This window comes from Micromonospora sp. DSM 45708 (assembly GCF_039566955.1).
Taxonomy (GTDB): Bacteria; Actinomycetota; Actinomycetes; order Mycobacteriales; family Micromonosporaceae; genus Micromonospora.
The window spans coordinates 1,718,909-1,743,798 of record NZ_CP154796.1 but is presented as its reverse complement, the minus strand read 5'-3'; the positions used below and the strand labels follow the sequence as shown (position 1 = coordinate 1,743,798).

Below are 24,890 nucleotides of genomic sequence, written 5' to 3'. Positions count from 1 at the left end.
GGGCGCGCGGCGCTCACCGCAGCCCGCGCGGACTCTCCTGACTTGTGCCGAAAATCACTTCACGAACCTACAGGGCCACGCCCCTTTCGCGCATGAAAGGAACCGGGTCAACGGCATTGTTCTCGGCGGCGAGAAAGTCTTCGTGGATCTCGAAATGCAAATGCGGACCGGACGAGTTACCGGAACTCCCGACGTGGCCGATAGGCTGCCCCGCTATCACGGTCTGCCCTTTCCGCACCATCGGCTGTCGCACCATGTGGCAGTACCGCGAAACGATGTCGCCCGCGTGGCGGATCTCCGCATACCAGCCACACCCGCCGAGCCCGGGATAGCCGTCACGGTCGCATGGCATCGGGCCGCCGGTAGGTTCCCACGAGTCACCCCCGACGTTGCATCGCACGCGCACCACGACGCCGCCGGACGCGGCACGGATGACGGTGCCTTTCGCGGCCATGATGTCGACTCCGTCGTGGGCTGGCCGGTCGGCGGCGCGGTAGCCGGAACCTGCTGTGCCGGCCACAGGGCGGGTCCACCCGGACGCACTGATCGGCGCACCGTCGCACACGGGCAGCGTTCCGCCGGTGTACGCCGTCACGATCTCGGTTGCTCGCGTCTCGTGTCTGGCGTAGGCGTCCGGGTACGCCGACCGTTGCACCTTCTGTGCGGCCTCGGTGAGCGGTAGCCGTTCCCACCCGGGCACCCGTAGCAACGCCTCGTAGAACGTCACGGCGGCGTACTCGGGGTTCATGATCTGTTCCGGGGTGCCCCATCCTTGCGACGGTCGCTGTTGGAACAGCCCCAGCGAGTCATGATCGTTGTTCGGGCCGAGGTCACCGTGGTTGATCAACGAGGATTCCTGCAGAGCGGTGGCAACCGCGATCACCCACCCGCGCACCGGCACCCGCAACCGCTCACCCACGGTCACGACCACCCCAGCGTTACGGGCCTGCTCAGCCGACAACCCCGCCGGGGTCGCACCCGGCACAGTGACCGCCCCGCCGCAGCTACCCCCACCACCGAATACCGACGAGACGACTCCGGCGGTAGCAGCCGTCAGCAACAGCAGCGATCCGGCAACCCCGGCCGCGCCCCAAACGGCTATCCGTCCCACGGCGCACCACCGTCCCCGGGCGGTGCGGGTAGGTCGGCCAGGCTCACCCGGTCGCGGAGGCTCACGATGCGCCAGATCGGCCCCGCCGGGCCGCCGGACGCGGCGGGGTGGTCGGCGGCGGCGGTGGCCACGGTCAGCCCGTCCGGCACCCCGGCCCGCCGGAGGTGGGCATGGAGGTTGGTCTCACGGGCAGCGGTGGGTAGCCAGAACAGCACCGGATACGCGCGGCGGGGCGGTAGTGCGGCGTAGCCGGTCAGCTTGCCCACCACCCGGCCAAGCGTTTCGGTGCCGAGGTCGGCCTCGAACCAGAACGGCACCGCCGGGCCGTTGTCGGCCCACACGCCGTGTCCGTCCGGGCGTACCAGGTTGCCGCACGCCTCACGGCAGCGCGCCTCGTTCCACCACCGCCCCAACCGCGCCCCCGGGTAGGCACGGGCGTGTGCGGTGAGTGCGACGAAGAACCCGTTCACCGTGAGCAGGTGCGCCAGTGTCGGGGACATGGCGAGTCGGGCGGTGGCGTCGCGTACGGCGGCCGGGCGGGGGAACGTCTCGCCTCGTCCGGCCGCAATGAGTGCCGCGCCGACCGGGCCGAGGGTCCACCTCCACGCTTGCGAGCCGGGCCGCTGGTAGTGGCGGAAGCGGTCGAGGATGTCTCGATCGTGGAGGGTGTTGAGGCGGTTGCGGGCACGGCCGACGGATCCGAAGGCGAGGTCGACGAGCTGGTCGGTGGTGAAGGTTCGGTGCTGGTCGAGCAGGTCCAGGAGGTGCCGGTCTCGGGGGGTGAGTCGGCCGAGTTCGGCGGCCACGACGGACGCCGTGAGGCGGGGACTGCCGGTGGCAGATGTGCGGGTAGGAGGGATATCTCTTATCAGTCGGTTCCGGTCCACGGGCCCTCCTCACCCCCGTCCACGTGCGCGTACGACGTGTTCAAGGGGGCATGTTCACCCGGCTGTTCGTGGTCGTTGCGTTCCTCGTTGGATCGCTCGTTAGACCTCTCGTTAGAACCCTCGCCCCGAACAGCGAAGGTGTTGTGACCCACCAGTTCCACCGCCACGTCTTCGGCGGGTGCCGAGGATTCGGCCTTGGGGGCAGCGGTGGCGGTCTCACCGAGCAACCGGTGACGTTCCTTCACGCCGAGGCCGGTGTGGTCACGGGCCGCACGGCGCAGCTCGCCGGCTCGCCCCTTGACGGCCGGTGGTGGTGGCTCGGTGTCGGCGGTGACCGGTGGCACGGCCCTCCCGCCCGCGACCGGACGGAGGACGACTTCGTAGCCACCGAGGCGGATCAGGTCCCCGTCATCGAGGTACGGGCGCAGGTGCCGGGCCTGGTCGATGGCGTCGCGGGGGGCGAGGGCGAAGTACACCTTGTTGCGGGCGTTGGCGTCGATCGCCTCCACCATGTCCCCGGACAACTGCCCCAGGTACTGGTGGGCGAGGACGAACGAGGTGTGCAAGCCGCGGGCCTCGGCGAGAGCGTCATCGATCCCGATCGGAAGGTGCAGGAAGTTGTGGCACTCGTCCAACACGATCACCGCGTCCGGGCGGTCGTCCTCGGGAATGCGGGCGCGGGCAGTAGTGGCCTGCCACAACCCCGCGAGGAGCAGGGAGCCGACGAGGCGGGTGCCGTCCTCGCCGATGACACCCTTGGGTAGCCGCGCGAGCATGATGCCGCCGTCGAGGATGTCGGCGAAGGAGAACGTGGTAGCGGGCACCCCGAACAAGCTGTTCGCCATCGGGTGTGCCAGGACGAGGCGGAGCCGGGACAGCAGCGGGGCGATCAGGCCGGACCGCTGTGCGGCGGAAAGCTCGTTGAACCCTTCCCAGAACTCGCCGAGAGTGTTGCCCTCCCAGGCCTTCAGCTTGCTGGTGGCAGCGTTGACCCGTGCGGCCCTCCACTTCGCGTCGGACAGCAGCCGCGGTAGCTGCGCGAGGGTGGCACCTTCGATGTGGGCGAGGGTGAGCAGGCCGTGGTAGCAGATGTCAGCGGTGCGGTGACCCCACCACCGTGACCACACCTTCGCCATCACCGCCGTGAGGTTCGCGGCCACATCGTGCGGACTGCCGCCGTGCACGCTCGGGTCGAGCAGGTTGATCGCCGGTGGCGCGGCCCGTTCGTCCGGGTCGATCAGGACCAGCCGGTCACCGCACGACCTGGGCAGCCGGGCCAGGAGGTCGCGGATGAGGTCACCCTTGGCCGGGTCGAAAGCGACCACGCCGCGCCCGGCCTCCACGTCATCCAGGATCATCCGCATCAGCAGCGTCGTCTTACCCGTACCGGTCGGTCCGAGCGCGTGAATGTGGAACCGGCAGTCGGTCAGGGAAATGCCGACCCGCATCGCGGGGCCAGCGTTGGCGACGCCGATGACCTTGCCGCCCAGGCCGTGTCGCTGGTCGAGGGGCACCAGGTTGAGCCTGCGCCTACTCGGAGCGCTCCTGGCCCGTACAGGTTTGGTGTGGATGCGGCTCATGCCGGGCTCCAGATGGTCGGCGGGTCGTCATGTTCGTCGCGCCCCTGCGTCGGAGCTGATGGATCGGCGGGCGGCCGGTGGCGCGGACCCGGGGTGACGCGGAAGATCTCGCGGGTGGCGGGCCGGCGCCGTGATGCCGCACCGGGTAGGCCGTAGACGGCCGGTTCGGCAGGCAGCCCGGCGAGCGCGGCGGCTTCCGCGACGGAGACGAGGCTCATCCGCGCCTCGGGCACCCACCGGTCGGCCGCCGCCCGCGCGCCGGAACGGAGCCGGCGGCGGGTGAAGTGAGCCGACAGCAATCCGAACCCTGAGCTGACATCAGCCACAGCCGCGACGGCGGCGGCCTTGGTAGGACCGGCGGCAACGGCGTGCACGGCGAAGAGCAGGTGCGGTGCGTCGGCGTACTTCGCCCGCGACTGCCGTGCCAGCTCGGCCGTGTATGGGTCGCTGGAACGGGGGTGCCGCCTCGGGCTCGACGAGCCGGGGGTAACGATGTCCAGGACGCCGAGGATCAGCGCTCGTAGCCCGCCGACGAGCAGCCCGGCGCCGCAGGCGGTTTCTCGGGGGCGGTGGGCGCGTTGGGGGTTGGTCATCGCGCGGCGGAGCAGCCGTAGGCGATGGGCTGGTGCTCGGCCGAGGAGGACCTGCAGGATCGCGCCGCCGGTGCGCCCGGCCGAGGCCAGCCCGCCGTAGACCCCCCGGAGCCGGTCCTCTTCGGGGGCGCTCGCGTCCATGCCTCGGCGGTGGGTAGCCGTAGTGTCTTCGACCAGGGGTAGCCATTCCGGCTGGGTGGGCCACACCGCCAGGGCGGCCACCGCCCCGGTGGTAGGCACGATCGGTGGGCGGGTCTGTTCGGCCCTCACGCCGGGCCAGCCGCGTTGCAGCAGCCGCACCACGGCGGTCGGGTTGACCCCCGGTGGCAGCCACAGCCCGCAACGCATCCCGTCCGGGTCGGCGGCGACCTCCCACACGAGCCGGGCTGGACGCAGCGCCCACCGGCGCGGCGCGGGCAGCGCCGTGGCGAGAAGCCGCCACAGGCCGATCGTCGCGGCCGGAGTGGCGGTGACCGGCGGAGTGATCTGCAGCCACCGCGCTGCGGCGGCGTGCCGCCGCCAGACCCGCCGCCGCCACACCGCCCACCCGACCCGTACGGCGATGAGGGCGGCCAGGACGGCGAGGAGCAGCGGCCACCGGTCGCGGACGAGCGGCCACACCGCGTTGGTGGCGTCGTCGCCCCAGGAACCACACAGCAACTCACCCACCACCGAATCGGGCACGCCACCCTGGCCGGGCACGCACCCGGCGAGGGTCGCAGGAGATGGCGGCGGAGACGGGGACAGCGTGACAACCATCGGGAACTCCGATCGGTGGTGGAAGGGAGGCCGGGTCAGCGGCGGCGGACGGGCCGACCGGTAACCGGGCCGGTAACGATCAACTCGTGCTCGCTTGCGGAGGCGTGGCTGCGGAAGGCCACCCGCGCCGACCCGGCCGCGAGCAGGGCGTCTCCGCGTTGGCAGGACAGCAGGAACGCCCGTTCGCCGTCGGTCAGTCCGAACGCCTCAGTAACCGCGTCGATCGCCTGCGGCGCCTGCCTGAGCAACACCTGGGTGGCGGCGTTGGAGACGACGGCACGGCCGGTCTTGGTGGCGAGCACGTCAGCGGCGTCCTGAGTGACCACGGTCAGGCCGGTACCGTACTTGCGGGCGGACTTGGCCAGCGTCTCCAGGAACACGCCGCCGCGACCGCCCGACAGCAACTTCCACGCCTCGTCCACCAACACCATCCGCAGCGCATCGGGCCGCTGACCGGAGGCGGTCGCGCCGCGTATGGTGCGCCAGATCGTGTCCAGGGTGAGCAGCGTCCCGACCGGATGAAGCTGCTCGGGCAGGTCTTTGATGGCGAACACCACCAGGTGCCCCTGCGCGAGCGTGGTGGTGGGCCCGTCGAACAGGCCCTTCATGCTGCCGGCGACGTAGGGGTGCAGGCGGGCGGCGACTCGACGCCCGGCGTCGTCGGTGCCCTCCAGGGCCGTCGTCACGTCACCGAGGAGCGGCGCAGGTCGTCGCCAGGTGCGCGGGTCGGTGGTGATGCCCTTGACCCGATACGCCGCCAGCACCGCCACGTCGAGGGAGCGGGCCTCATCCCCGGGCAGCGGCGTACCAACAGCGGTATCGCCGCTGGCCATCACCGCGACCAAGGTTTGCATGAACCGCGCCCGATCGTTCAGGGCATCATCGTCGCCGGGTGGCAGGTCGAGAGGGTTGATCCTCACGCTCTGCGCGCCGAGCCGGAGGACCGTGCCGCCGACCGCGGCGGCCAGCCGCAGGTACTCGTCTTCGGGGTCGATGACGAACGCCTCCACCCCGAGACACAGGTTGCGCAGCAGATCGAGCTTTGCCAGGTACGACTTTCCTTCCCCGGAGCGAGCAAGGATGACGGCGTTGTAGTTGGACTGCGCCCACCGGTCCCACACGACGACCCCGGCCGAGTGCAGGTTCAACCCGAACAGCACCCCCATGCCACTGTCACCAGCGGTGTCCGGCAGGTCAGGGCTGGTGAACGGAAAGCTCGCGGCGAGGGCGTCGGTGTCGAAGACCCGCTTCATCCCGAGCGCGTCGAACGCAAGGGGTAGGCCGCTGATCCAACCCTGCAACTGCCGCCACGTCACCGGCGCGGTGTCGAGCAGCAGCGACGAAGCCAGGGACCGCACCTCGGCCTCCCGGTCGGCCAACTCGATGAGGTCGGCGCCGTGGACCGTCAGGTACAGGCCGAGGCGGAACAGCCGGGCCTCGCCTCGGGCGACACGTGCAGCCAGCTCGGCAGCGTCGGCCGCGGCGGCGTCAAGTTCGGGATCGTCGAGGCGGCCCTTGGCCGCGTCCTGTCGTCGGGAGGACTCGAACCGGCCGCGCTGCTTGCGCAGCCGCTCCGAGGCCACTGCCGGCGGGACCGGCTCGATGTGGAACGCGGCGTCGACCAGGCCCGGGTAGGACAGGATCGGCTCCGCCCACCCCGGCCCGACCTCGGCCGGGTAGCCGACGACGGCCAGGCTGGCGCTGTAGCCGTCCCCGACCCGCACGTGTCGGCCGTCGACCTCTACGGCGTCTGGGGAGCCGGGCAGGATCGTCGCCGACTCGGGCTTAGTGGGTCGCCGCCGGGTTGGTAGCAGTGCGGACAGCAGTCTCACCGCTGTTCACCTCCGTCGGATGGGGTGTAGGGAGTGAGGGTCGGGGCGGTGGGGTCGAGGCTGGCCGCGAGACGCACCGTGGCCTCCGGCCCGTCGAGCAGCCGAGCGGGAACCTCGCAGCCGGCGAGGGCACGCGCTGCCTCGGCCGCGTGATGGGCGGTGTGGTGCGCGCCGTGCCGGCTCCGCACAGCGATGGTGACCTGCCGGTGCAGCAGCTCGCGCTGTCCGGCCAGGTCATCGAGGAACGCGGCGTGGGCGTGGGCTGCCTCTTCCAAGGCGGGGTGCGGCAGCCCGGGGGCAGCGGCGAGGATCCGGTCGGCGAGGTAGGTCAGGTCGACCCGCTGTGCCCGCACCACGATCTGCGCCGGGCCGTCGAGGCTGTGTAGCCAGCGAGCGAACCCGGCCACCAGGCCGTTCTGCTCCGCGGGTGTCCGCAGGCCGAAGGCCACCGTCGAGGCGGCGACCAGGCCCGTGGTGCCGTCCGAACCGAGATCGACCAGGCCCTCCGGCGTGATGCCCTTCGCGGGCAGCCGCAACGGCGCGGGCAGTGGTAGCCGGTCACCCGGCCCGGCGGTGGTCTGCACCCACGCCGGAGCCGGGATGACCGGTCCGTCGGCCGGGACGAGGCGGCGCGGACTGCTGCGGTGCCGCAGCGCCGCGAGGACCCAGGCGTCGAGACTGATGCTGTCCCGGCGGCCGACCGCGAGCAGGAACGCCCCAGCGGCGGGCGGCATCGCACCCGCGAGGAACACCAGCGGGTGCACTAGCGTGGCCATCGCCGTCCAGGCCGAGTAGAGCAACAGGCCCGTGACGGCCAAGATCATCAACTGCCGTCCCGACATGCCGAACGCGATCCGGTCCGGCCGCTCGATGTCTGCGGGAACCCGAGCCCGCATCGGAGCCTCGTCGCTGTGGCGGCTCATCGCTGACCACCCCTCGGTTTCGACGGTGAGCGCCGCACCGGACCGGACGACCGGGACGACGGGGACGGGCCGGTACGGACGGCGGACAGACCCGCTGATGTCGCACCGCCCGACGGGGGCGGGGACGGACGTGGTGGGGCTGCCGACCGCTGACCCTCCGGGGACGGCGGGACGGACGTCGCAGTTGGACGGGACCGGGGTGTGCTGGGCATGGCCGCCCGCCGGGCGGCGGACGGGGTGCTCGGGTCGGCGACGGGTTGCCCGCTCGTGTCCCGTCGCGCCGCTGTGGGCCGTGTACCGGGGGTCGAGGCTCGTCGTGGCCCGTCGGCCGCCGGTGTGGTCGGAGCGGCGGAGAATACCGGCATGACCGGGGCAGGTGGCCGGCGCGGCGCGCTCTGCGGCGCTGCCGCGGCCGAGAACCTCACCGCTGGTGCCGGGCCGCTGGGTGCTGGCGTCGATGTCGTGGTGGTGGAAGCGCTGAAGGCGACTCGGGCCGGTGGGGTGGTCGGGGACGGCGGACTCTCGTGAGGCGGGGTTGGGTGGGAGAACTGCATCGCCGGGACACCGCCGGCCGGGGCAGAGGTCGGTGTGGACGGGGTCGCCGGGTGGCTGAAGGTGGGGGCGGCGCTGGTCCCGGACGGCGCCGACAGCGGCGTGTGGGTAATGGGGGCGTGGCTGAAGGCCGCCGGTCCCGGCGGAGGCGGCGGGACGGGAGTCGGCCCCGGACGGGGCGGGCGCGGTGGACGGGGCGGACGGGGTCCACCCGGTGATGGACGGTGGCCGGGCGGACGAAGGGCCATCCGTCCGCCGGTCCGGGACGGGCTCGCGCCGCCCAGGATGCCGGCCGCCGCACCCAACGTTTTGATCATGATGAAGGCGTGGACGAGTTGCCCGAGCAGTCCTCGCCCGCTGTGTCCGAGCGGGCCGAGGACGAACTGTCGCATCCAACCCGGCAGTTTGATCAGCAGCCACAGCATCGTCAGGCACACCATGACGCCGAGGAGCCCTTGCCCGGTCGCGGGCACGCCCAGCACGGTCGGTCCGGCGGGGGTGAGGAACACCTTGACGCTGGCCATGACGACGATGGCCTGGCCGAGTTGCAGGCCGAGGCAGGCCAGGACGCAGCGCCACCACAGATGGGCCACGCCCTCGGTGAGCGGGTTGGCGTGACAGATCAACGCTGCCGGGGCGACGCCAAGCAGGATGACCAGCGCTGCCAGACGCAGGACGAACGTGGACTCCAGGACGAGGCACATCACGATCGCGGCGATGGCCAGCAACGCCATCAGGAACCCGCCGCCTCGCAGGGCGTTGTCCACGACCTGCCGGATGGCGGTCGCGGCGGTCGGGCCGTCGATCGTGTTGCCGGCGATCGCCACGGTCAGCGCGTTGGTCAGCTCGATGGCCTTCTGCCCGATGATCAGGCTGCAATTGGCCAGCACCACGCCCGCAGCGATGCGGGGTAGCACCTGCTTAAGGCCGTATGAGGTTTGCAGGGTCTCCCGGGCGGTGACCAGGAACCCTCCGGCAACGATGAACAGCACGATCACGCCGTTGGCGACGATCAGGCTGGTTGTCCAGATCGCCTTGACGTGCTCGTTACTGGCGAGGTCGGGGGTGGACAGCCATGACGCGCCGAGGGCTTCCATCACCGGCTGGAGGGCCTGCTCAGCAGCCCAGACGACCAGGTCCACGATGGCCTTGCGGATCTGACCGCTGACGTCGTACCAGGCAGGGTCATCGTCCACGGAAGGCTGGCCGGGAGTCGAGGCCGAACCGGGCCTGGGTGCCGGCACTGAGGGAGACGGTTCCCCTGCCGATGGACGGACGCCAGGGGCAGGCACGCCGGGCGTTGGCGGCGTGCCGGGTGCGGTAGCGGGCGGGCCGGGTGCGCCGCTTGGCTCGGCGTGTGCCGGCCCGGCCCACGTCAGGGCCAGGCCGGCGAGGAGCACCGCGCCGAGCAGTAGCAACGAGCCCGGTCGAACCTGGCGGCGGGATCGGAGCGCGGGGGCGGTCATCAGGCCACCCACGCGCTGACGATGGTCACGAACAGCGGGGCGAGTAGCGCGAGGGCGTAGCCGATCGCGGCGGACCGCAGCGCGAGTTTGGCCTTCTCGACCTCACCGGGGTCGCCATTGGCGGCCAGGTAACGCAGTCCGCCGACGGTGAAGAACAGGGTGGCGGCGGCGACGAGGATGCCGACGAGCCAGGTGCGGATGTTGTAGGCGACCTGCTGGATCGACTCGGCGGCCAGCACCACCGCAGCGGGCTCAGCCGCCCACGCCACGGTCGGCACGGCAACGAGCGCTGCCGTCACCGCGGCGGCGTTGAGGAGTAGCAGCGCGGCGGGGACAGTCCGAGGACGGTATCGGGGCGGACGGCGGACGGAAGGCCGTCCGCACTTGCCGGCCCCGAGGCGGCGGTCCGCCGCCTCGGGGCGCGGGAAGGGTTGATGATTCATGGTTGGGCACCTCCGGTGCGCACGCCGACGCAGCCCTTAGCGGGGCGTGAGTGCGCGAGTGGGTAGCGAAGGCGGGACCGGACGATACGCTCGTGGGTGACCTGTAGTGCCAACCGGCGCGACCGTCCTCCTCACCAGAGATGGCGGGTGGGCCGGGGACCGTACGGGGTGTCAGCGCCGTCAGCGGTCCGGTCGGAACAAGGTCACCTACGTGGAAGAGTCCCGCACTAGGGGATTACAAATCCGAGCCCCGGATTGGAAACCCGCAGTTCAGGCAGCCTGCTTACGGTCGCTTCCGAGCGGTCGGCACGTCGAGGCCCGCCGTCGCCGTGGCCTCGTTGACCACGTCGGTGTACAGATCGGACAGCGCGCCGGACTCGATCGCGGCCTTCAACCGGGCGACGGCAGCCGTACGCCGCTTGTACAGGTTCCAGCGAGGCTGGCCGAAGCGTTCGGCGTAGGCGGTGAGGGTGACCTCTTCCAGGTACGTCGCGCCGATCAGCTCCGCCTCCTGGACGGTGATTGCCCCGGTGGTGACCGCGCGGGCCAGGACGAGATCCGGGTGGCCGTACGGGGTCGGCGGCAGCGACGTCCCTGCAGCGTGGTTCGGTGCACCGGACGACGCCGGCTCCTGCTCACGCAACTCCGCGCGGGCCTTGGAGAACGCGGCAGACAGCAGGTTCCCGACCACGCCCGGCTTCGCCGGGTCGACCGTGCCGAGAGCACGCAGAAAGTGCTCGACAATGGCGGCCTGCACGTCGGCGGTGAACAGCTTCGCCAACAGATACGCCTTGAACCGCAAGCCCGGCAACGCGACGCCGACCGCGCCGACCCTCCACGCCGGGTCACCGGTACGGGCGCGCTGCACAAGCAGCCGCCACGCCGTATCCCGGGCGGCGTAACCGCAGGACGGGTGCATCAGGATCGCGGACAGCTCGGGCAGGGCGATGGCCCGACGGGGCAGGCCGTGACCGAGGCTGCGGCCGTCCACCGACATTGGGCTCGGTCCCTGCCCCATCAGCCGGAAGCGGTACTCGATGTCGTTGAGCAGCGTCTCGCCGCGCCGGGCGACGGCCGGATCGGTAGCGGGGGTACGACGGTCCATGGTGGTGCTCCCTCGTGATGACTGTGCGCCGTCCGACGGGAGTGCCGGTTGGCGCTGTGCCACCACGCCACCAGGTCCTTTGAACAGGTCATGAACACTGCTGATCTTGTTCAAGGTGTCTCGAAACGTGTTCAACCCCGCCGTCGCCGGCACCCGCCAATGCGCCGCCCGACGTCAACCCGGCGGATGCCCCGAGCCGGGTTGTGCAACCCGTGGTCAGACTGTTCAAGGGACTGCGCGCCCACCACAGCCGCGTCGGAACGGCACCCTTGAACACCCGCCGCCAAGAGGCGGCCACGGGGTTGAGGCGGGCGACCACGAGCGGCGCTCGCCGGGCGCGCTCACACCCGTTACGATCTTGTTCAGGGTTCCGAGGCGTTCCGCGCCTCGTGTTCAGCAGATGACGATCTTGATTCAGTCAGCGCGGATCTTGTTCATGTCAGGGATCGCATCAGCGGTCCGCCCGCACGGGTCGGGTGATGCCGAACACCGATGTCGGCGTACGAATGCCACTACAGAGTCAGATACGCACTGATGTGCAAAGATCCGCATCCCCCGATGAACAGGTGCCCGCTGGCCATCGGCCCTCCGGTCTCCGTACCAACGCCTACGCCCAGCTAGGGCACGCAGGGCCGGCCGACGGCCGGATCGCGGCATGACAGTGAGCCGGGATGCGCCGTGTTGATCAACCAGCATGGCCCAACGCGTTAGCCTGTCCGGATGAGCCGCGACTTCGCATTGATCCTGCGTGGTCTCGTGGCGAACCGCCGCCTCACTCCACAAGTGATGAGCCGTGCCTCTGGCCGAGCTGAATCGACCATCCGGCAACTGCTCAGTGGCGCTATCCCGCCAAGCGTGAAAGTTCTCCAAGACATTGCGCCCGCGATGCAACTGCCGGTAGCCGACCTCCTGGTGATGGCGGGGCTGTCGGTCGACGATATCTCCCCGAGGGAAGGACCTTACGGAACGAGCCAGGAGATCGGCAGCCTGGTAGCTGTCGCCAGCTGGCTTTCACGGGATCAGGTCCAACAGCTGACCACAAGTGCGAGGGAACTCAGATCGATCCTTCTTGATCAGGATGGTGCTCGACAGCGGTAGCGTCGAGGTGACCGAACGCGCGCCCGATCAGCGGCAGATGAGTGCGCCCCCCTTCCGCCTGCAATAACTCGTCACCATTCAAGCTTTAATCGTTACCATAGTCTGGCTCATACGTGCTCATGAAGCGCTCTTGGATGCTCTCAACTTCTTGGCGAACATATTGCTGCTGTAGGCCAACGCAGCGAATCTCGGCCGTGCCGTGAAGCTCCAGATCGCAGATGAGGCAAGTTAATTCCGTTGCCACATACACAATGTCCCGGTAAATCTCATCTTCCTCGAGACGCTCGTTGGTCGATCGCACCGCCCGCAGAAACAGCGGGGCACTCTCGTTGCATGCGGAGCAATCGACCAATTCGTACACCGCGCTTGCCCACCTGTCACCTGGCTGAACTTCCGGCCATTGCCATGTAGATGAGCGCCTAGGCAGCATCGCCCTACGTGCCACGCGGTCCTGGTCAGCCAATTGCCCGTATCGAGCACGAGCGGCTTCTACACGCTTCTGGATCTCATGTGCCAGCTTCCGATCCTCACCATCCACCAGCGCGCGACCTTGCTCGATGAGCTCTTGTCCCACAAGGTCGAAAGAATCGATATCCAAGAAAACGCAAATGACCTCCACAACACGCGTGAACTGTGGGAGCCACTGCGCGACGTCGACCGTCAGAGGTGATTCACTGCTATGCAGTTCGCCGTTCCGCATGCCTATTAGGATGGTGGCATCATCCTGGCGCTCTTTTGTAAAATCCCCGATTATTACGCCAAGCCGAGTGATTACCGTCTTTGCGGCGACAGAAGTGGGCTTCGAGTTTACTCCCATCGGAAAGCCGGCAGCATGCATGATAGAATCCGGGTTCATATCTGCCAACAAAGTCTTGTTGACCTTAGCCAATGGAGCCCGGAGTAGAAACTCCAGACCGAGCAGAAGCCAGAGGGCGAAGACGTCGTCGTCGACCCGAGGATGTTTCTCAGCGCGCTGAAAGTAAAGGCGCGACTTCGCGATAAAGGAATCGTAGTCCCACATCATGCTTCCCAGATATAGGTGCGCTCTAGTACGCGGGAATTCCCGGCAGTAACGGCCGGGCGCCTGTGCAACATCTGAGCATTGTCTATGACAAGGAGCCGCCCCGGTCGCCACTCCACGACCTCGGTCGGTCCGTGACGTTCGACTTCGTCCACTGACACTCCTGTGCGTGGGTCACAAGACCGTGGATCCCAACGAAGACGCACATAGCCCTCCGCCGGGGTCCCGGCACTAAAATGGCGAGCCCGACCTACTCGGTCCCTAGCGAGGAGCACCGTGCGCCTGAAACCCTGCAATAAATCTCTATCGGGCCTTAGTAACTCAGTAGTCGTCGATCCTGAGATCTCGACTGCACGAATCGCCAACCACCGCGGCGGTGATACAGATATTGCGCCGTCGGTATGCCACGGGAACGCGTCTAGCCCGTAAACACCTGACAAGCTCCACGGATCAGCCTGAGCTGCCGTCTTTGGTCGCAGCAACGCCGGTGTTCCTACCCTGCCTAGTCGAGCCACCACAGCCAGGTGCGCCTGCCCATCTACCCACGCGAAGCCGAGATGAGTTAAGCGTTCGATGGCGTCATGCACAGATGTGAGGATCCCACGGCTCTAGCTGCGAAGGTTGGAGGAGAGGGGTTCGGCACGCCGGACCTGGCGCATACTCATCCAGACCTGAAAGCCACAGCAACGGACCGTACCTGGCTACGCACTGGCGCCTGTACGCCGACAGTCGGTTCCCCGACGGCTCGGACCTGCGCGTTCAACCCGTTGAAGATCTTGTTCAACCCGGCGGCGTCGAGCAAGGCACCCGGCTCGGCAGAGGCACGCTTTCCAATCCGAGGCCCGGATTTGTAATCCCCTAGTGTCAGCGCTCGTCGGCGGACGTGGCCCACACGCCCATGCCGAAGTCCCACTCCACTACACCCGGTGACCAGCCTCAGCCGGTACCGGTCGGGCTGCTCCTTCCCCACAGCCGCTTTCCCCGCGCACCTCGAACCGGAGTGCCGCACTGGCACGGGCTATCCCCGAGCCACCTCGCCTACCTCATTCGCCGCTACACCCACGTGGGCGATGTGGTGCTCGATCTCGACGCGCACCCCGTCGCCATCGCCGCGACCGCCTACCTGCGCCGAGTGCCGGCCCAGCTGATCACCAGTCGCCACGGCTCACGCTTACGAATCCTGCCGCATGCCTTTCAACACGGGCCACGCCGAGCGGAGCGTCAGCATGATGCAGGTGTCGACCTGATCCTGGCGAGCCTGCCCGAAGAGGCACAGCCCCTTACTTACGACAGCGCGGCCATGGCAATGACCGCCTGGCGGCCCCTGCTGCGTCCTGGTGGGTTCCTGCTCGTCGGGTTCACCACTGGCCCGGCTCGGCCGGGCGAGTTTAGCCACCGCACGACGGTCATCGCCGCAGCCCGCGCTGTCGGGCTCTTCTACCACCAGCACATCCCCGCGGTCCTCGTCCCGCTACCCGAGCACGAGCCGCGCACTGCCCCGGAGCTACCAGACGAAGCCGACAAGGACCGACGTCTGCTCGACGGCCGCCATCTCCCGGCGTTCCGGGACTTGCTCGTGTTCGGCACCACCGCCACCGGTGAGGAGAGCACCCGTGCCTGAGCCTCGTCCGCCGTTCCACAATGCCGAACCCCACGACTCGGAACCGTCGCGCTCCGTCGCGTCTGAACTGGCGGCCCTGCTCGCCGCGGGCTACCTCGGTTCGGTCTGGCTTACCGGTCAAACCGCGTCGCGTGACCTTCGGCGCGGCCGGTACACCCCGGAGTCGTTGACGCACCCCGGCAAGATGCTGCCCACCATCCCCCGGTACGCCATCCGCACCTACACCAACCCCGGCGACGTCGTGTTCGACCCCATGGCTGGTATCGGCACCACCGTCGTCGAAGCCATGCACCTCGGCCGCCACGGCGTCGGCGTCGAGTACGAAGCCGAATGGGTCGCCATGGCGGCGGACAACATCCGCCGCACGGTGCAGGCCGGGGCGCCGGGCCGGGGCGAGATCTACCATGGTGACTCGACCACCCTGCCGACCCTGCTGCCAGCGAGCCTGCACGGCCAGGTCTCCCTCGTGATCACCTCACCGCCCTACGGATCGTCCACCCACGGCCACGTCCGTACCCCTGGCCCGAGACGCGGCAGGGTCCACAAGGTCCATCACAAGTACGGCGGCGGAGACAACCTCGCCTACCGCAGCCACGGCCAACTCGCCGACGGGTTCACCGCGATCCTCGCCGGCTGCCGCACGCTGCTGCGGCCCGGCGGACACGTCGTCGTCACCGCCCGGCCCTACCGCCGCCACGGCGAACTCGTCGACATCCCCGGCATGGTCGCCGCCGCCGGCATCAACGCCGGCCTCGAACTGGTCGAGGAGTGCATCGCCCTCATGTGCGGCGTCCGCAACGGTGTGATCATCCCCCGCGCCTCGTTCTTTCAGCAGAAGAACATCCGAGACGCGATCTCCGCCGGCGATCCGCAGTGGCTCGTCCAGCACGAAGACGTGGTGATCCTGAGGGCTTCCTCATGAGTGACCGCCCGCCCGAGAAGCCGGCTCCGCCACCCGGGGCGAAACCAGCGCCGACCATCGAATTTCGTACCGAACCGGAGCTGACCGACGCCGTGGCCCGCGCGCTGCTTACGTTGCTGCAACGGTCGTCTGCCAGCAGTCGCCAGGGGCCGGTCGAGTCCACGGAAGCTTGATCTCTTCATCCCCGTATGCGTGGATCTGGTCGATGGCGCGTCCAGCGCTACCCAATGCCCGGGTGGTCAGCGGACGCGCACCCCTCAACACCGGAAGGCACGTTCTGTGACCATCGACGTACTCAGAATCGAAGAAAGGGCGGCTACCCTTCTCGCCGGCCATGCACACCGGCGGTTCGCTTTCTACGGCCGCGTCTCCACCGAGGACCAGCAGGACCCCGTAGCGTCAAGGAACTGGCAACGCTCACGCGCTACCGGCCTCATCGAACCGGCTGGCGGCATCATCGTCGCCGAGTTCTTCGACATCGGTCTGTCCCGCTCCCTGCCATGGAAGCGGCGGCCCCAAGCGGCCAGGCTGCTCGACGCCCTCGCCGACCCGAATCGGGGCTTCGATGCCGTCGTGATCGGCGAGCCCCAGCGCGCGTTCTACGGCAACCAGTACAGCCTGACCATGCCGGTCTTCTCGCACTACGGTGTCGGCCTGTGGGTGCCAGAGGTGGGTGGCGCGATCGATCCCGAGTCCGAAGCGCATGACCTGATCATGAGCGTGTTCGGCGGCATGTCCAAGGGCGAACGCACCAGGGTGAAGGTCCGCGTCCGCACGGCGATGACCTCCCAGGCCAAGATCGAAGGCCGCTTCCTCGGCGGGCGCCCACCCTACGGATACCGCCTCGCCGACGCCGGACCGCACCCCAACCCGGGCAAGGCCGCCGACGGCCGCCGCCTGCACAAGCTCGAACCCGACCCGGCCACCGCGCCCGTCGTGCGCCGAATCTTCGCCATGTACCTCGCCAACAACGGCTACTTCGCCATCGCCGAAGCCCTCACCCGCGACGGCATCCCGTCACCATCAGCCGCCGACCCCGCCCGCAACCCCCACCGCACCGGCGAAGGCTGGGCCAAGAGCGCCGTCAAGAACATCCTGTCCAACCCCCGCTACACCGGCCGGCAAGTGTGGAACAAACAGCGCAAGGACGAGGTACTCCTCGACGTCAACGACGTCGCCCTCGGCTACGAAACCCGAATGCGCTGGAACGACAAGACCGCCTGGGTGTGGTCCGACGCGATCGCGCATGCGCCGCTCGTCACCGTCAACGACTTCGAGCTTGTTCAGACGATCATGGCGGCCAGCGGTCGGGGCCGCACCGGCACCCGGCAACGAAAGACGCGCCGCCCCTACATCCTTCGTGGTCTCATGCTCTGCGGGCTGTGCGGACGCAAGATGCAAAGCCACCAGGCACATGAGACCGCGTACTACCGGTGCCGCTACCCCAACGAGTACGCCCTGGCCAACCATGTCCAGCACCCCCGCAACGTCTACGTCGCGGAACGAGACATCGTCCCCGCGCTCGACAACTGGCTACTCAAGATGTTCGCCCCGCATCGGCTGACCGATACGATCCGCCGGCTGCACGCCGCTCAACCCGACGCCGGCCCCGGCAGCATCGCACCAGAGATCACCGCCGCGAACAAGATCATTGCCGCATGCGACGCCAAGCTCACCCAGTACCGCGCCATCGCAGACGCCGGAGGCGACCCGGCCACCGTCGCCGGCTGGATGGCCGAGGTCAACGCCCAACGCGCCGCCGCCCTCACCCAACGCAACGCGGCAACGGCAGCACAAGCGCAGACTCCCCGTCGCCTCACCGAGGACGACATCCGACGCCTCGTCGGCAGCTTCGACGACCTCCGCACCACCCTGCGCGACGCCCGCAGCGAGGACAAGAGCACCGTCTACCGCGAGCTACGGCTCGCTCTCACCTACAACCCCGGTGAAAACAAAATCAGCGTCGAGGCTAAGCCTGACGCTGATTACTGTGGGGTAACTGTACGTGTCCGAGGGGGGACTTGAACCCCCACGCCCTATACGGGCACTAGCACCTCAAGCTAGCGCGTCTGCCATTCCGCCACCCGGACCTGCACGTCCAGCCTACCTGGTCGGCCGCGGCGACTTTCCCACCGGTTCGGCCGGCCCCGAGGGCCGCACGGGGCATTACTGTACACGGGTCGAAACGATCATGCACATCCCCTCCGGCGCCGCATGTCTTCGCAGGTCAGCGCCACCGATCGCCGGGCGGGTAGCGCGCAACCGGCGATTCCGGGCAGCATTGCTCACGTGTCCCACCCCTCCCCGCTGACCGCCGCGCAACACCAGGCCCTGGCGCTACGGGCCGCCGGCGACCTGACCGGTGCCCGCCACCTGCTCGCCGACGCCATCTCGGCAGCCCGACCGGCGTACGGCGAGGACCACCAGGACGTGCTGGCCACCGGGCACCTGCTGGCTCGGCTGCACCGGGAGGCCGACGACCCGGCCGCCGCCCGCCGGGTCCTCGAAGAGGCGTACGCGGCCGGTGAGCGCCGCCGCGGCGACGCCGATCCGCTGATGCTCGCCCTCAGCTTCGACCTCGCCGGAGTCGCGGAGGAACTGGGCAACCGGCACGAGGCTCGCCGCAACTACGGCCGCGTGGCCACCGCCGGGCCCGCCGTGCTCGGTCCGGACCACCCGGCGGTACGCGCGGCCCGCCACTACCTCGGCGGCTCCGCCGCCGCTCCCGCCGGTTCCGTTCCGCCCCCCGGCGGCTCCGCCGCCGCTGCCGGCGGGCACCCCGACCCGGCGCTGGCCGGGCCCACCGTGTCCCTGCCGGCGGTCGCACCAGCGCCCCCTTCCCGGTCCGCCCCGCCACCGTCCACCGCCCCCGTACCGCCGGGTGTCACGCCGGTGCCCGGCGCCGAATGGGCACCGCGGCCGGCCCCGGTTCCCCGGGCATCCGGGCCAGCGTCCGGTCCCGGGCCGCACCCCGGCCCGCCTCCGCCCCCGCCGCACCGGTCGGCGCCTGGGCCGGCCCTGCTGCCGCCACCGCCGGTGGTCCCGGCCTCGTTCCCGCCCGCCGGGGCTGAGCGTCCGGCAAGCCCTTGGGCGCCCCCGCCGCCCCGGCCGGGCCCGCCGGCTACGCCGGCCCCACCCGGCCCGGTGCCCGCACCCGTTCCGCCCCATGCCAGCGCTCCACCGGTCCCGCTGAGCCACGGAACTCCACTGGCCCACCCGAGCCAGGGAATTCCACCCACTCTGCCGAGCCCGCGCAGCGACGGGACTCCACCGGCCCCGCCGAGCCACCGGGTGACGCCGGTAGCGCCCGCTCCCGGCGTGACGCCGGTACCACCCCGAGCGCCGTTCGCGGCGCTTCCGTCTCCCGAACCGGCGGCGCCGACTGCCGGCGCCGCTCCGCTACCGCCGCCGCCGGTCATCCCCCCGCCTCGCCGGCCGTCGCCGCCGGCCCCGTGGGCGGGCCCCGGGGCCGGCGTCGCGCCGCCCGACACGGAGGCAGTCGCGATACCGGCACCCTTGTCCACCGGGGCACCCGCACCGCCGGCGCCACGCGTCCCGGCCCCGATGCCGGATACACCGGCCTCCCCCGAGATCCTGGTACGGCCCCGCCCCTCCGAGGGCGCTCCCGTACCAAGATCGGCAACACCCCTGACGGCGGCGTCCGGGTTCGGGCCGCTCGCCCCGGCTCCTGCCCCGGCGGGGACGCCCGCAACCCCGCCGCCGGCCGCGCCGGCACACCGGCCGGACGAGCCGGCCGGCACAACGGCGGGCGGGCCCGGATCCGGCCCGGTGACGCCCGGCCCGGGCTGGGACAAGCCGACCATCCAGGTGCAGCAGATCGGCCCGTTGCTGCGTGAGGAGGCGGAGCGGCAGGCCGCCGCCTCCGCACCCTCGGCCGACGCCGCCACCCCGACGAGCGGAGCGTCGGCCGTCACGCGTCCCGTCGGCGGAACGCCCGTCAGCGGACCGCCCGTGAGCGGACCGCCCGTGAGCGGACCGCCCGTGAGCGGACCGCCCGTGAGCGGACCGCCCGTGAGCGGACCGCCCGTGAGCGCGCCACCGAGCGCACCCACGACGGTCCCGCGCCCGGTGAGCGGCCCACCCGCGTCGATGGGTCCGGCCGTCGGGCCGATCGCGTCCGGGTACCCGCCGGTCCCGCCGGTGAGCGGGCCACCCGCACACGCCGGCGGCGGATCACCGACCCGACCGGTGAGCGGACCGCCCACCCCGCCGATGGGTGGGCCTCACGGCCATCCCGTGAGCGGCCCTCCGGGGTCGCCCGTCAGTCGTACGCCCGTCAGTGGTACGCCGGTCAGTGGTACGCCGGTGCCACCGTGGGGGATGACCGCGCCGCCGTGGAGCAGCGTGGCCCCGTCGCAGCCGGTCGCCGAGCCCGGCTCCGAGCCGAGGCCGGACATCGTCGACGCCACCGACGAGCAGCGGAGCGCCGCCCAGGAGCAGCGGAGCGCCGCCCAGGAGCAGCGGGGCGTCACCGAGGAGCAGCGGAGCCCGGCCGAGGCGCACCGGGACGCCGGGGAGGTGCACCAGCGCGCCGGGGAGGTGCACCGGGACGTCCACGGCGACATGCCGGGCGGAAGCCGGCCGCTGCCGGTCCACGACGAGCTGCTGGACTTCCCGGAGCCGGACCGGCCGGACCCGGCGGCGTACCCGGAGCAGGGTGTCTGGCCGCCGGTGCCGCCGGCGTTCCACCAGCCGGCCGCGTACCCGGCGGCGGTGGAGCCCGAGTCGCGCGGCCGGAACCGGACGGTGCTGGCCCTGGTGGTCGGCGGCGCGGTGCTCGCGGTGGTGGCGGCGGTCGGCGGGGGCGCGGTGTGGCTGAACCGGGACGCGGCGCCGCCCGCTGCCGCGCCCAGCGCGGTGAAGCCGAAGGTGACTGGCCCGCCCCCGGGTGACCTGCGGCTGCGGGACGACACCACCACGATCACGGTGACCTGGACCGACCCGACGAACGGCGGGGTGCCGTTCGTGGTGGCCGGCGGCCGGGCCGGGCAGAAGCTCGGGGTGATGGCCACCGTGGACGCCGGTCAGACCCGGTACACCGTGAACGGGTTGAGCGCCCGGTTGGACTACTGCTTCACCGTGCTGGCGGTCTACTCGACCGACTCGTACGCCACGTCGGGTCAGGTGTGCACGGACCGGGAGGGCGGCGCCACGCCGAACTGACCGACCACCGGGGACACGCTCGGTGTCCACAGGGGGACGGTGCGGGTTCCACCTGCCCCGGCCGGCCCCTATGATGGCTCCCGGCTCTGGGGAGGGTCTACCACGCGCGGCGCCCTCCTCCACCGACGGGAAGGCAGCCGGCTGTGACCACCATCGAGGACGTCACGAGCACCGCCGGGCCGGAGACGGCCCGCCCCCGGAAGCGGATGCGCGGCGGGCTGGTGACCATCGGCACCGTGGCCGCGCTGCTGGCCGCGATGGGGCTGACCGTGCTCGGGCTGGGCGCGGCCGACAACGCGGTGGCCAACTTCGACTCCTCGTCCTGGCTGTGGAGCACCACGCGCAGCGAGTTGGCCCGGGTCAACGGCATCACCGCCCGGGTGGACACCCGGATGGAGGTGCCCGGCGGGCGGCGGCACCAGACGCAGGTCGCCCAGACCGACCGGTTGCTGATCCTGCGGGACCTGAACACCGGTCAGGTCAGCTCGCTGGACCTGGCGACGTTGCAGATCACCGCCACCACGCCGACCGCGCCGGGGCTCGGGGTGAGCGTCGCGCTGCACGACGACGAGGCGTTCGTGGTGGACGCGGTGCAGGGCATCGTCCGGCAGCTCGACCCGCGGGCGTTGACGCCGGTGGGTGAGCCGGTCCGTTACCCGCCGGGCATCACCGGCGGAACGTTCGACGGCGAGGGCAAGCTGTGGATCGCGGTGCCGAGCGAGGGCACCGTCTCGGCGGTCACCGCCGCCGACCTGCCGGCCACGCCGGGTGACGCGCCGGCCGGCGGGCTCAGCCCGAAGCGGGTCGAGACGTACGAGGTGGCGGAGCCGGCGCACGAGCTGGTGGTGTCCACGCTGGACGAGGGCGTGGCGGTGCTGGACCGCACCTCCGCGTCGCTGGTGACGGTCAGCGGCGGCCGGACGCGGCGGGCCGGCCTGACCATGACCGCGCCGGGCAGCCTGCCGACGCGGACCAGCGGGCCGCAGGTGCCGGTCACCGTCCCGGGTGACCGGTCGGTGCACGTGGTGCGCGACGGGGCCGAGGTGAAGCGGTTCACGGTGCCCGGCGAGGGCGCCCGGCTCAGCCCGGCGGTCGCCTGGGCGGGTCGGTTCTACGTCGCCGACGAGGGCACCGGCACGGTCTACTCGTTCGACGCCGGCGGGCAGTTGGTGGAGACGATCAAGGGCGCCGGCCGGCCGGGCCCGGTGGAGCTGGAGGTCCGCGAGAACCACCTGTTCATCAACCCGCCCGACTCGTCCACCGCGCAGGTGGTCGACGACCGCAACCGGGTGCGCGAGGTGGACAAGTACGCCAACGACGTGCTCGGTGGTGACCCGCCGCCGGCTCCCCCGCCGCCGCCCCCGCCGAAGAAGCCGAAGGTGAGCAGGCCGGGCGCGCCGAAGTCGGTCACCGCCGCCGCCGGCGACGCGTCGGCGCGGGTGAGCTGGCAGGCCGCCGCGTCCAACGGCGCCGAGATCACCAGGTACGTGGTGGAGGGCGCCGGCCAGACCCACCAGGTGGGCGCGAACCAGCGCGCGCTGGAGATCACCGGCCTGACCAACGGCGAGACGTACACGTTCTCGGTGCACGCGGTGAACGCCAAGGGCGACGGTCCGGCGCGCCGCAGCAACCCGGTCGTGCCGACCGCCGAGGTGCCGGACCCACCGACCGCGGTGACCGCCGAGGCACGCCCCGACGGCACGGTCCGGGTGAGCTGGCCCGAGGCCAACGGCCAGGGCAACAAGGTCGCCAGGTACGCGGTGACCGCGACGTCGGCCGGCGCGAGCGCCCCGGCCGGTGAGTCGCCGAAGCCGGAGCTGGTGGTGCCGGCCGGGCAGTTGGAGTACGGCACCCAGTACGCGTTCACGGTGACCGCGGTCAGCGACAAGGGCGCCGGGTCGAAGGCGTCGCCGGTGAGCAACACGGTGGTGCCGTTCACCGTGCCGAAGGCGCCGACCGAGCTGCGCGCGTCCACGGTGGCCGACCAGCCCGGCACCATCGCGGTGCAGTGGTCGCCGGCGGTGGAGAACGGCCGCCCGGTGACGAAGTACGTGGTGGAGGCCGGCGGGAAGTCGGTCGAGGTGACCGACGTGCGGGCCACCGTGGGCGGGCTCGGCGACGGCCAGAACGTGACAGTGAAGGTCAAGGCCGTCAACGAGGCCGGCGCCGGCGCGGAGGCCAGCACCACGGCGCGCACCGTGGCCGCGCCCCGGATCACGGTGACCGGTTCGTCGGCCGACGCCACGTCGGTGACGGTGACGTTCACCGTGGACGCCGGTGGCGGAAAGGCCACCTGCACGGCCGCGACCGGCGGCAAGTCGGCCGGCGGGAGCTGTGCGAGCCTGCGGGTGACCGGGCTGACGCCGGGCACGGCGTACTCGGTGACGCTGACCGCGAGCAACGCCGCCGGCAAGGGCACGGCCACCCGCGCCCAGACCACCGACCCGCTCTACGGCGTCGCCACCTGCAAGAACGGCCCGGACGGCGACCAGCGGACGTATTGCGACAAGGACGTCTCGGGCCGCAACGGCAACGAGATCTTCGAGGTCACCCGGCAGGACGACGACCGCCAGGCCGGCTGGGTGCCGGACGGCCACCGGCTGCGCGCGTACTGCAAGGCGAAGGGCGAGAACGTGGACGCCTGGATCTACAACAACAACAAGCAGAGCAACTGGTGGATCCAGGTCGACTACAAGGGCCGGACCTACATCCCGTGGGCCTGGCTCAACCTGGAGGGCGGCGACGACCTCAACCTGCTGCCCGGCTGCTGACCGCGATCTCTCTCGAAGGGCACTCCGTGAACACGCACGAACCGCTCAGTCAGCCGGAGGTGCAGGGCTTCGCCGCCCTGGCCGCCCGGCTGGCCGACAACGTCAACGCGGTCGTGCTGGGCAAGCCGCAGGTGGTCCGGCTGGCGCTGACCGCGCTGTTCGCGCAGGGACATGTGCTGCTGGAGGACGTGCCGGGGGTCGGCAAGACCACGCTCGCGCGGGCGGTGGCGGCCACCGTGAAGGGCGAGTGGCGACGGATCCAGTTCACCCCGGACCTGCTTCCCTCGGACGTGTCCGGGGTGACCATCTTCAACCAGGCCAGCCGCGGTTTCGAGTTCCACCCCGGGCCGGTGTTCGCGAACATCGTGATCGCCGACGAGATCAACCGGGCGTCGCCGAAGACCCAGTCGGCGCTGCTGGAGGTGATGGAGGAGCGGACCGTCACCGTGGACGGCGTACGCCACCCGGTGCCACAGCCGTTCCTGGTGGTGGCCACGCAGAACCCGGTGGAGATGGACGGCACCTACCGGCTGCCGGAGGCGCAGCTCGACCGGTTCCTGGTGAAGCTCTCCGTCGGCTACCCCGACGAGGCGGTCGAGGTGGAGGTGCTGCGCGGCGCCACGGTCCGCTCCCCCGACTCGCTGACCGCGGTCACCGACACCGCCACGGTCGGTGAGATGGTGAAGATGGCCCGGCGGGTGCACATCGCGGAGCCGCTGTACGCGTACGCGGTGCGGCTGGCCGCGGCCACCCGGACCCATCCGCAGGTGCGGGTCGGGGTGAGTCCGCGCGGGGTGATCGCGTTGACGCGGGCGGCGTGCGCGTACGCGCTGATCGACGGCCGGGGCTGGATCATGCCGGAGGACCTGAAGGCGCTGGTCGAGCCGGTCTTCGCGCACCGGCTGCTGCTCACCCCGGACGCGCAGGTGCGGGGCGTCACGCCGGCTGAGGTGCTGCGCCAGGCGGTCGCCTCGGTGCCGGTGCCGCTGCCGTCGGGCCAGCCCGCCCCGGTGCACGGCTGA

Annotated in this window: 17 protein-coding genes, 1 tRNA gene and 1 pseudogene; 8 read left to right on the top strand and 11 right to left on the bottom strand. The window is 70.8% G+C overall.

Features of this window, described 5'->3' with window-relative positions:
• Positions 1–67: 67 nt before the first annotated feature.
• The 9 genes from VKK44_RS08210 to VKK44_RS08170 all read right to left on the bottom strand — a co-directional run bounded on the left by VKK44_RS08210 (position 68) and on the right by VKK44_RS08170 (position 11,251).
• Positions 68–1,111: a M23 family metallopeptidase gene (locus VKK44_RS08210; RefSeq protein WP_343446244.1), complete on the bottom strand. Its 1,044-nt coding sequence runs from the start codon at positions 1,109–1,111 to the stop codon at positions 68–70.
• Positions 1,099–1,917 (bottom strand): replication-relaxation family protein, encoded by an 819-nt coding sequence (locus VKK44_RS08205; RefSeq protein WP_343446243.1) that lies wholly within the window; start codon positions 1,915–1,917, stop codon positions 1,099–1,101. The genes VKK44_RS08210 and VKK44_RS08205 overlap by 13 nt, the downstream gene beginning before the upstream one ends.
• 62 nt (positions 1,918–1,979) lie before the next feature.
• On the bottom strand, positions 1,980–3,512 hold the full coding sequence (locus VKK44_RS08200; RefSeq protein ID WP_343446242.1) for a type IV secretory system conjugative DNA transfer family protein: 1,533 nt from the start codon (positions 3,510–3,512) through the stop codon (positions 1,980–1,982).
• Positions 3,513–3,574: 62 nt separating this feature from the next.
• Positions 3,575–4,855, bottom strand: a complete 1,281-nt coding sequence (locus VKK44_RS08195) for a hypothetical protein (protein WP_343446241.1) — start codon at positions 4,853–4,855, stop codon at positions 3,575–3,577.
• A gap of 110 nt (positions 4,856–4,965) precedes the next feature.
• Positions 4,966–6,762, bottom strand: coding sequence for a VirB4 family type IV secretion system protein (locus VKK44_RS08190; RefSeq protein ID WP_343446240.1), 1,797 nt, complete (start codon positions 6,760–6,762; stop codon positions 4,966–4,968).
• The gene (locus VKK44_RS08185) at positions 6,759–7,685 is read right to left on the bottom strand and encodes a PrgI family protein (protein ID WP_343446239.1); all 927 of its coding nucleotides are present in this window, start codon (positions 7,683–7,685) and stop codon (positions 6,759–6,761) included. Before VKK44_RS08185 ends, VKK44_RS08190 begins: the two co-directional genes overlap by 4 nt.
• Complete coding sequence (locus tag VKK44_RS08180) at positions 7,682–9,379, bottom strand: hypothetical protein (protein WP_343447716.1); 1,698 nt, start codon at positions 9,377–9,379, stop codon at positions 7,682–7,684. The genes VKK44_RS08185 and VKK44_RS08180 overlap by 4 nt, the downstream gene beginning before the upstream one ends.
• 323 nt (positions 9,380–9,702) lie before the next feature.
• A complete protein-coding gene (locus VKK44_RS08175) occupies positions 9,703–10,146 on the bottom strand; it encodes a pilin (RefSeq protein WP_343446238.1) in 444 nt (147 codons plus the stop codon).
• 283 nt (positions 10,147–10,429) lie between these two features.
• A complete protein-coding gene (locus VKK44_RS08170; protein WP_343446237.1) occupies positions 10,430–11,251 on the bottom strand; it encodes a hypothetical protein in 822 nt (273 codons plus the stop codon).
• A 720-nt stretch (positions 11,252–11,971) separates the two neighbouring features.
• On the opposite strand from VKK44_RS08170, the gene VKK44_RS08165 reads away from it, so the two are divergent.
• The gene (locus tag VKK44_RS08165; RefSeq protein WP_343446236.1) at positions 11,972–12,349 is read left to right on the top strand and encodes a hypothetical protein; all 378 of its coding nucleotides are present in this window, start codon (positions 11,972–11,974) and stop codon (positions 12,347–12,349) included.
• 85 nt (positions 12,350–12,434) lie between these two features.
• On the opposite strand, the gene VKK44_RS08160 is transcribed toward VKK44_RS08165, so the two are convergent.
• A complete protein-coding gene (locus VKK44_RS08160; RefSeq protein WP_343446235.1) occupies positions 12,435–13,373 on the bottom strand; it encodes a hypothetical protein in 939 nt (312 codons plus the stop codon).
• A gap of 895 nt (positions 13,374–14,268) precedes the next feature.
• On the opposite strand from VKK44_RS08160, the gene VKK44_RS08155 reads away from it, so the two are divergent.
• The 3 genes from VKK44_RS08155 (at position 14,269) to VKK44_RS08145 (ending at position 17,938) form a co-directional block, all read left to right on the top strand.
• A complete protein-coding gene (locus tag VKK44_RS08155; protein ID WP_343446234.1) occupies positions 14,269–14,991 on the top strand; it encodes a class I SAM-dependent methyltransferase in 723 nt (240 codons plus the stop codon).
• Entirely contained in the window at positions 14,984–15,913 is a 930-nt protein-coding gene (locus VKK44_RS08150) for a TRM11 family SAM-dependent methyltransferase (RefSeq protein WP_343446232.1), read from the top strand. The genes VKK44_RS08155 and VKK44_RS08150 overlap by 8 nt, the downstream gene beginning before the upstream one ends.
• A gap of 279 nt (positions 15,914–16,192) precedes the next feature.
• Positions 16,193–17,938: a recombinase family protein gene (locus VKK44_RS08145; protein WP_343446231.1), complete on the top strand. Its 1,746-nt coding sequence runs from the start codon at positions 16,193–16,195 to the stop codon at positions 17,936–17,938.
• On the opposite strand, the gene VKK44_RS08140 is transcribed toward VKK44_RS08145, so the two are convergent.
• A tRNA-Leu gene (locus tag VKK44_RS08140) sits at positions 17,920–18,003 on the bottom strand. The two genes, VKK44_RS08145 and VKK44_RS08140, sit on opposite strands and share 19 nt — an antisense overlap.
• Positions 18,004–18,127: 124 nt before the next feature.
• Between VKK44_RS08140 and VKK44_RS08135 the strand changes: the two are divergent.
• The 4 genes and pseudogenes from VKK44_RS08135 to VKK44_RS08120 all read left to right on the top strand — a co-directional run.
• A pseudogene (locus VKK44_RS08135) lies at positions 18,128–18,376 on the top strand (hypothetical protein); the annotation flags it as partial.
• A gap of 1,878 nt (positions 18,377–20,254) precedes the next feature.
• Positions 20,255–21,097 (top strand): fibronectin type III domain-containing protein, encoded by an 843-nt coding sequence (locus VKK44_RS08130; protein WP_343447715.1) that lies wholly within the window; start codon positions 20,255–20,257, stop codon positions 21,095–21,097.
• A gap of 143 nt (positions 21,098–21,240) precedes the next feature.
• A complete protein-coding gene (locus VKK44_RS08125) occupies positions 21,241–23,868 on the top strand; it encodes a fibronectin type III domain-containing protein (RefSeq protein ID WP_458351623.1) in 2,628 nt (875 codons plus the stop codon).
• Positions 23,869–23,894: 26 nt separating this feature from the next.
• A complete protein-coding gene (locus VKK44_RS08120; protein WP_181569257.1) occupies positions 23,895–24,890 on the top strand; it encodes an AAA family ATPase in 996 nt (331 codons plus the stop codon).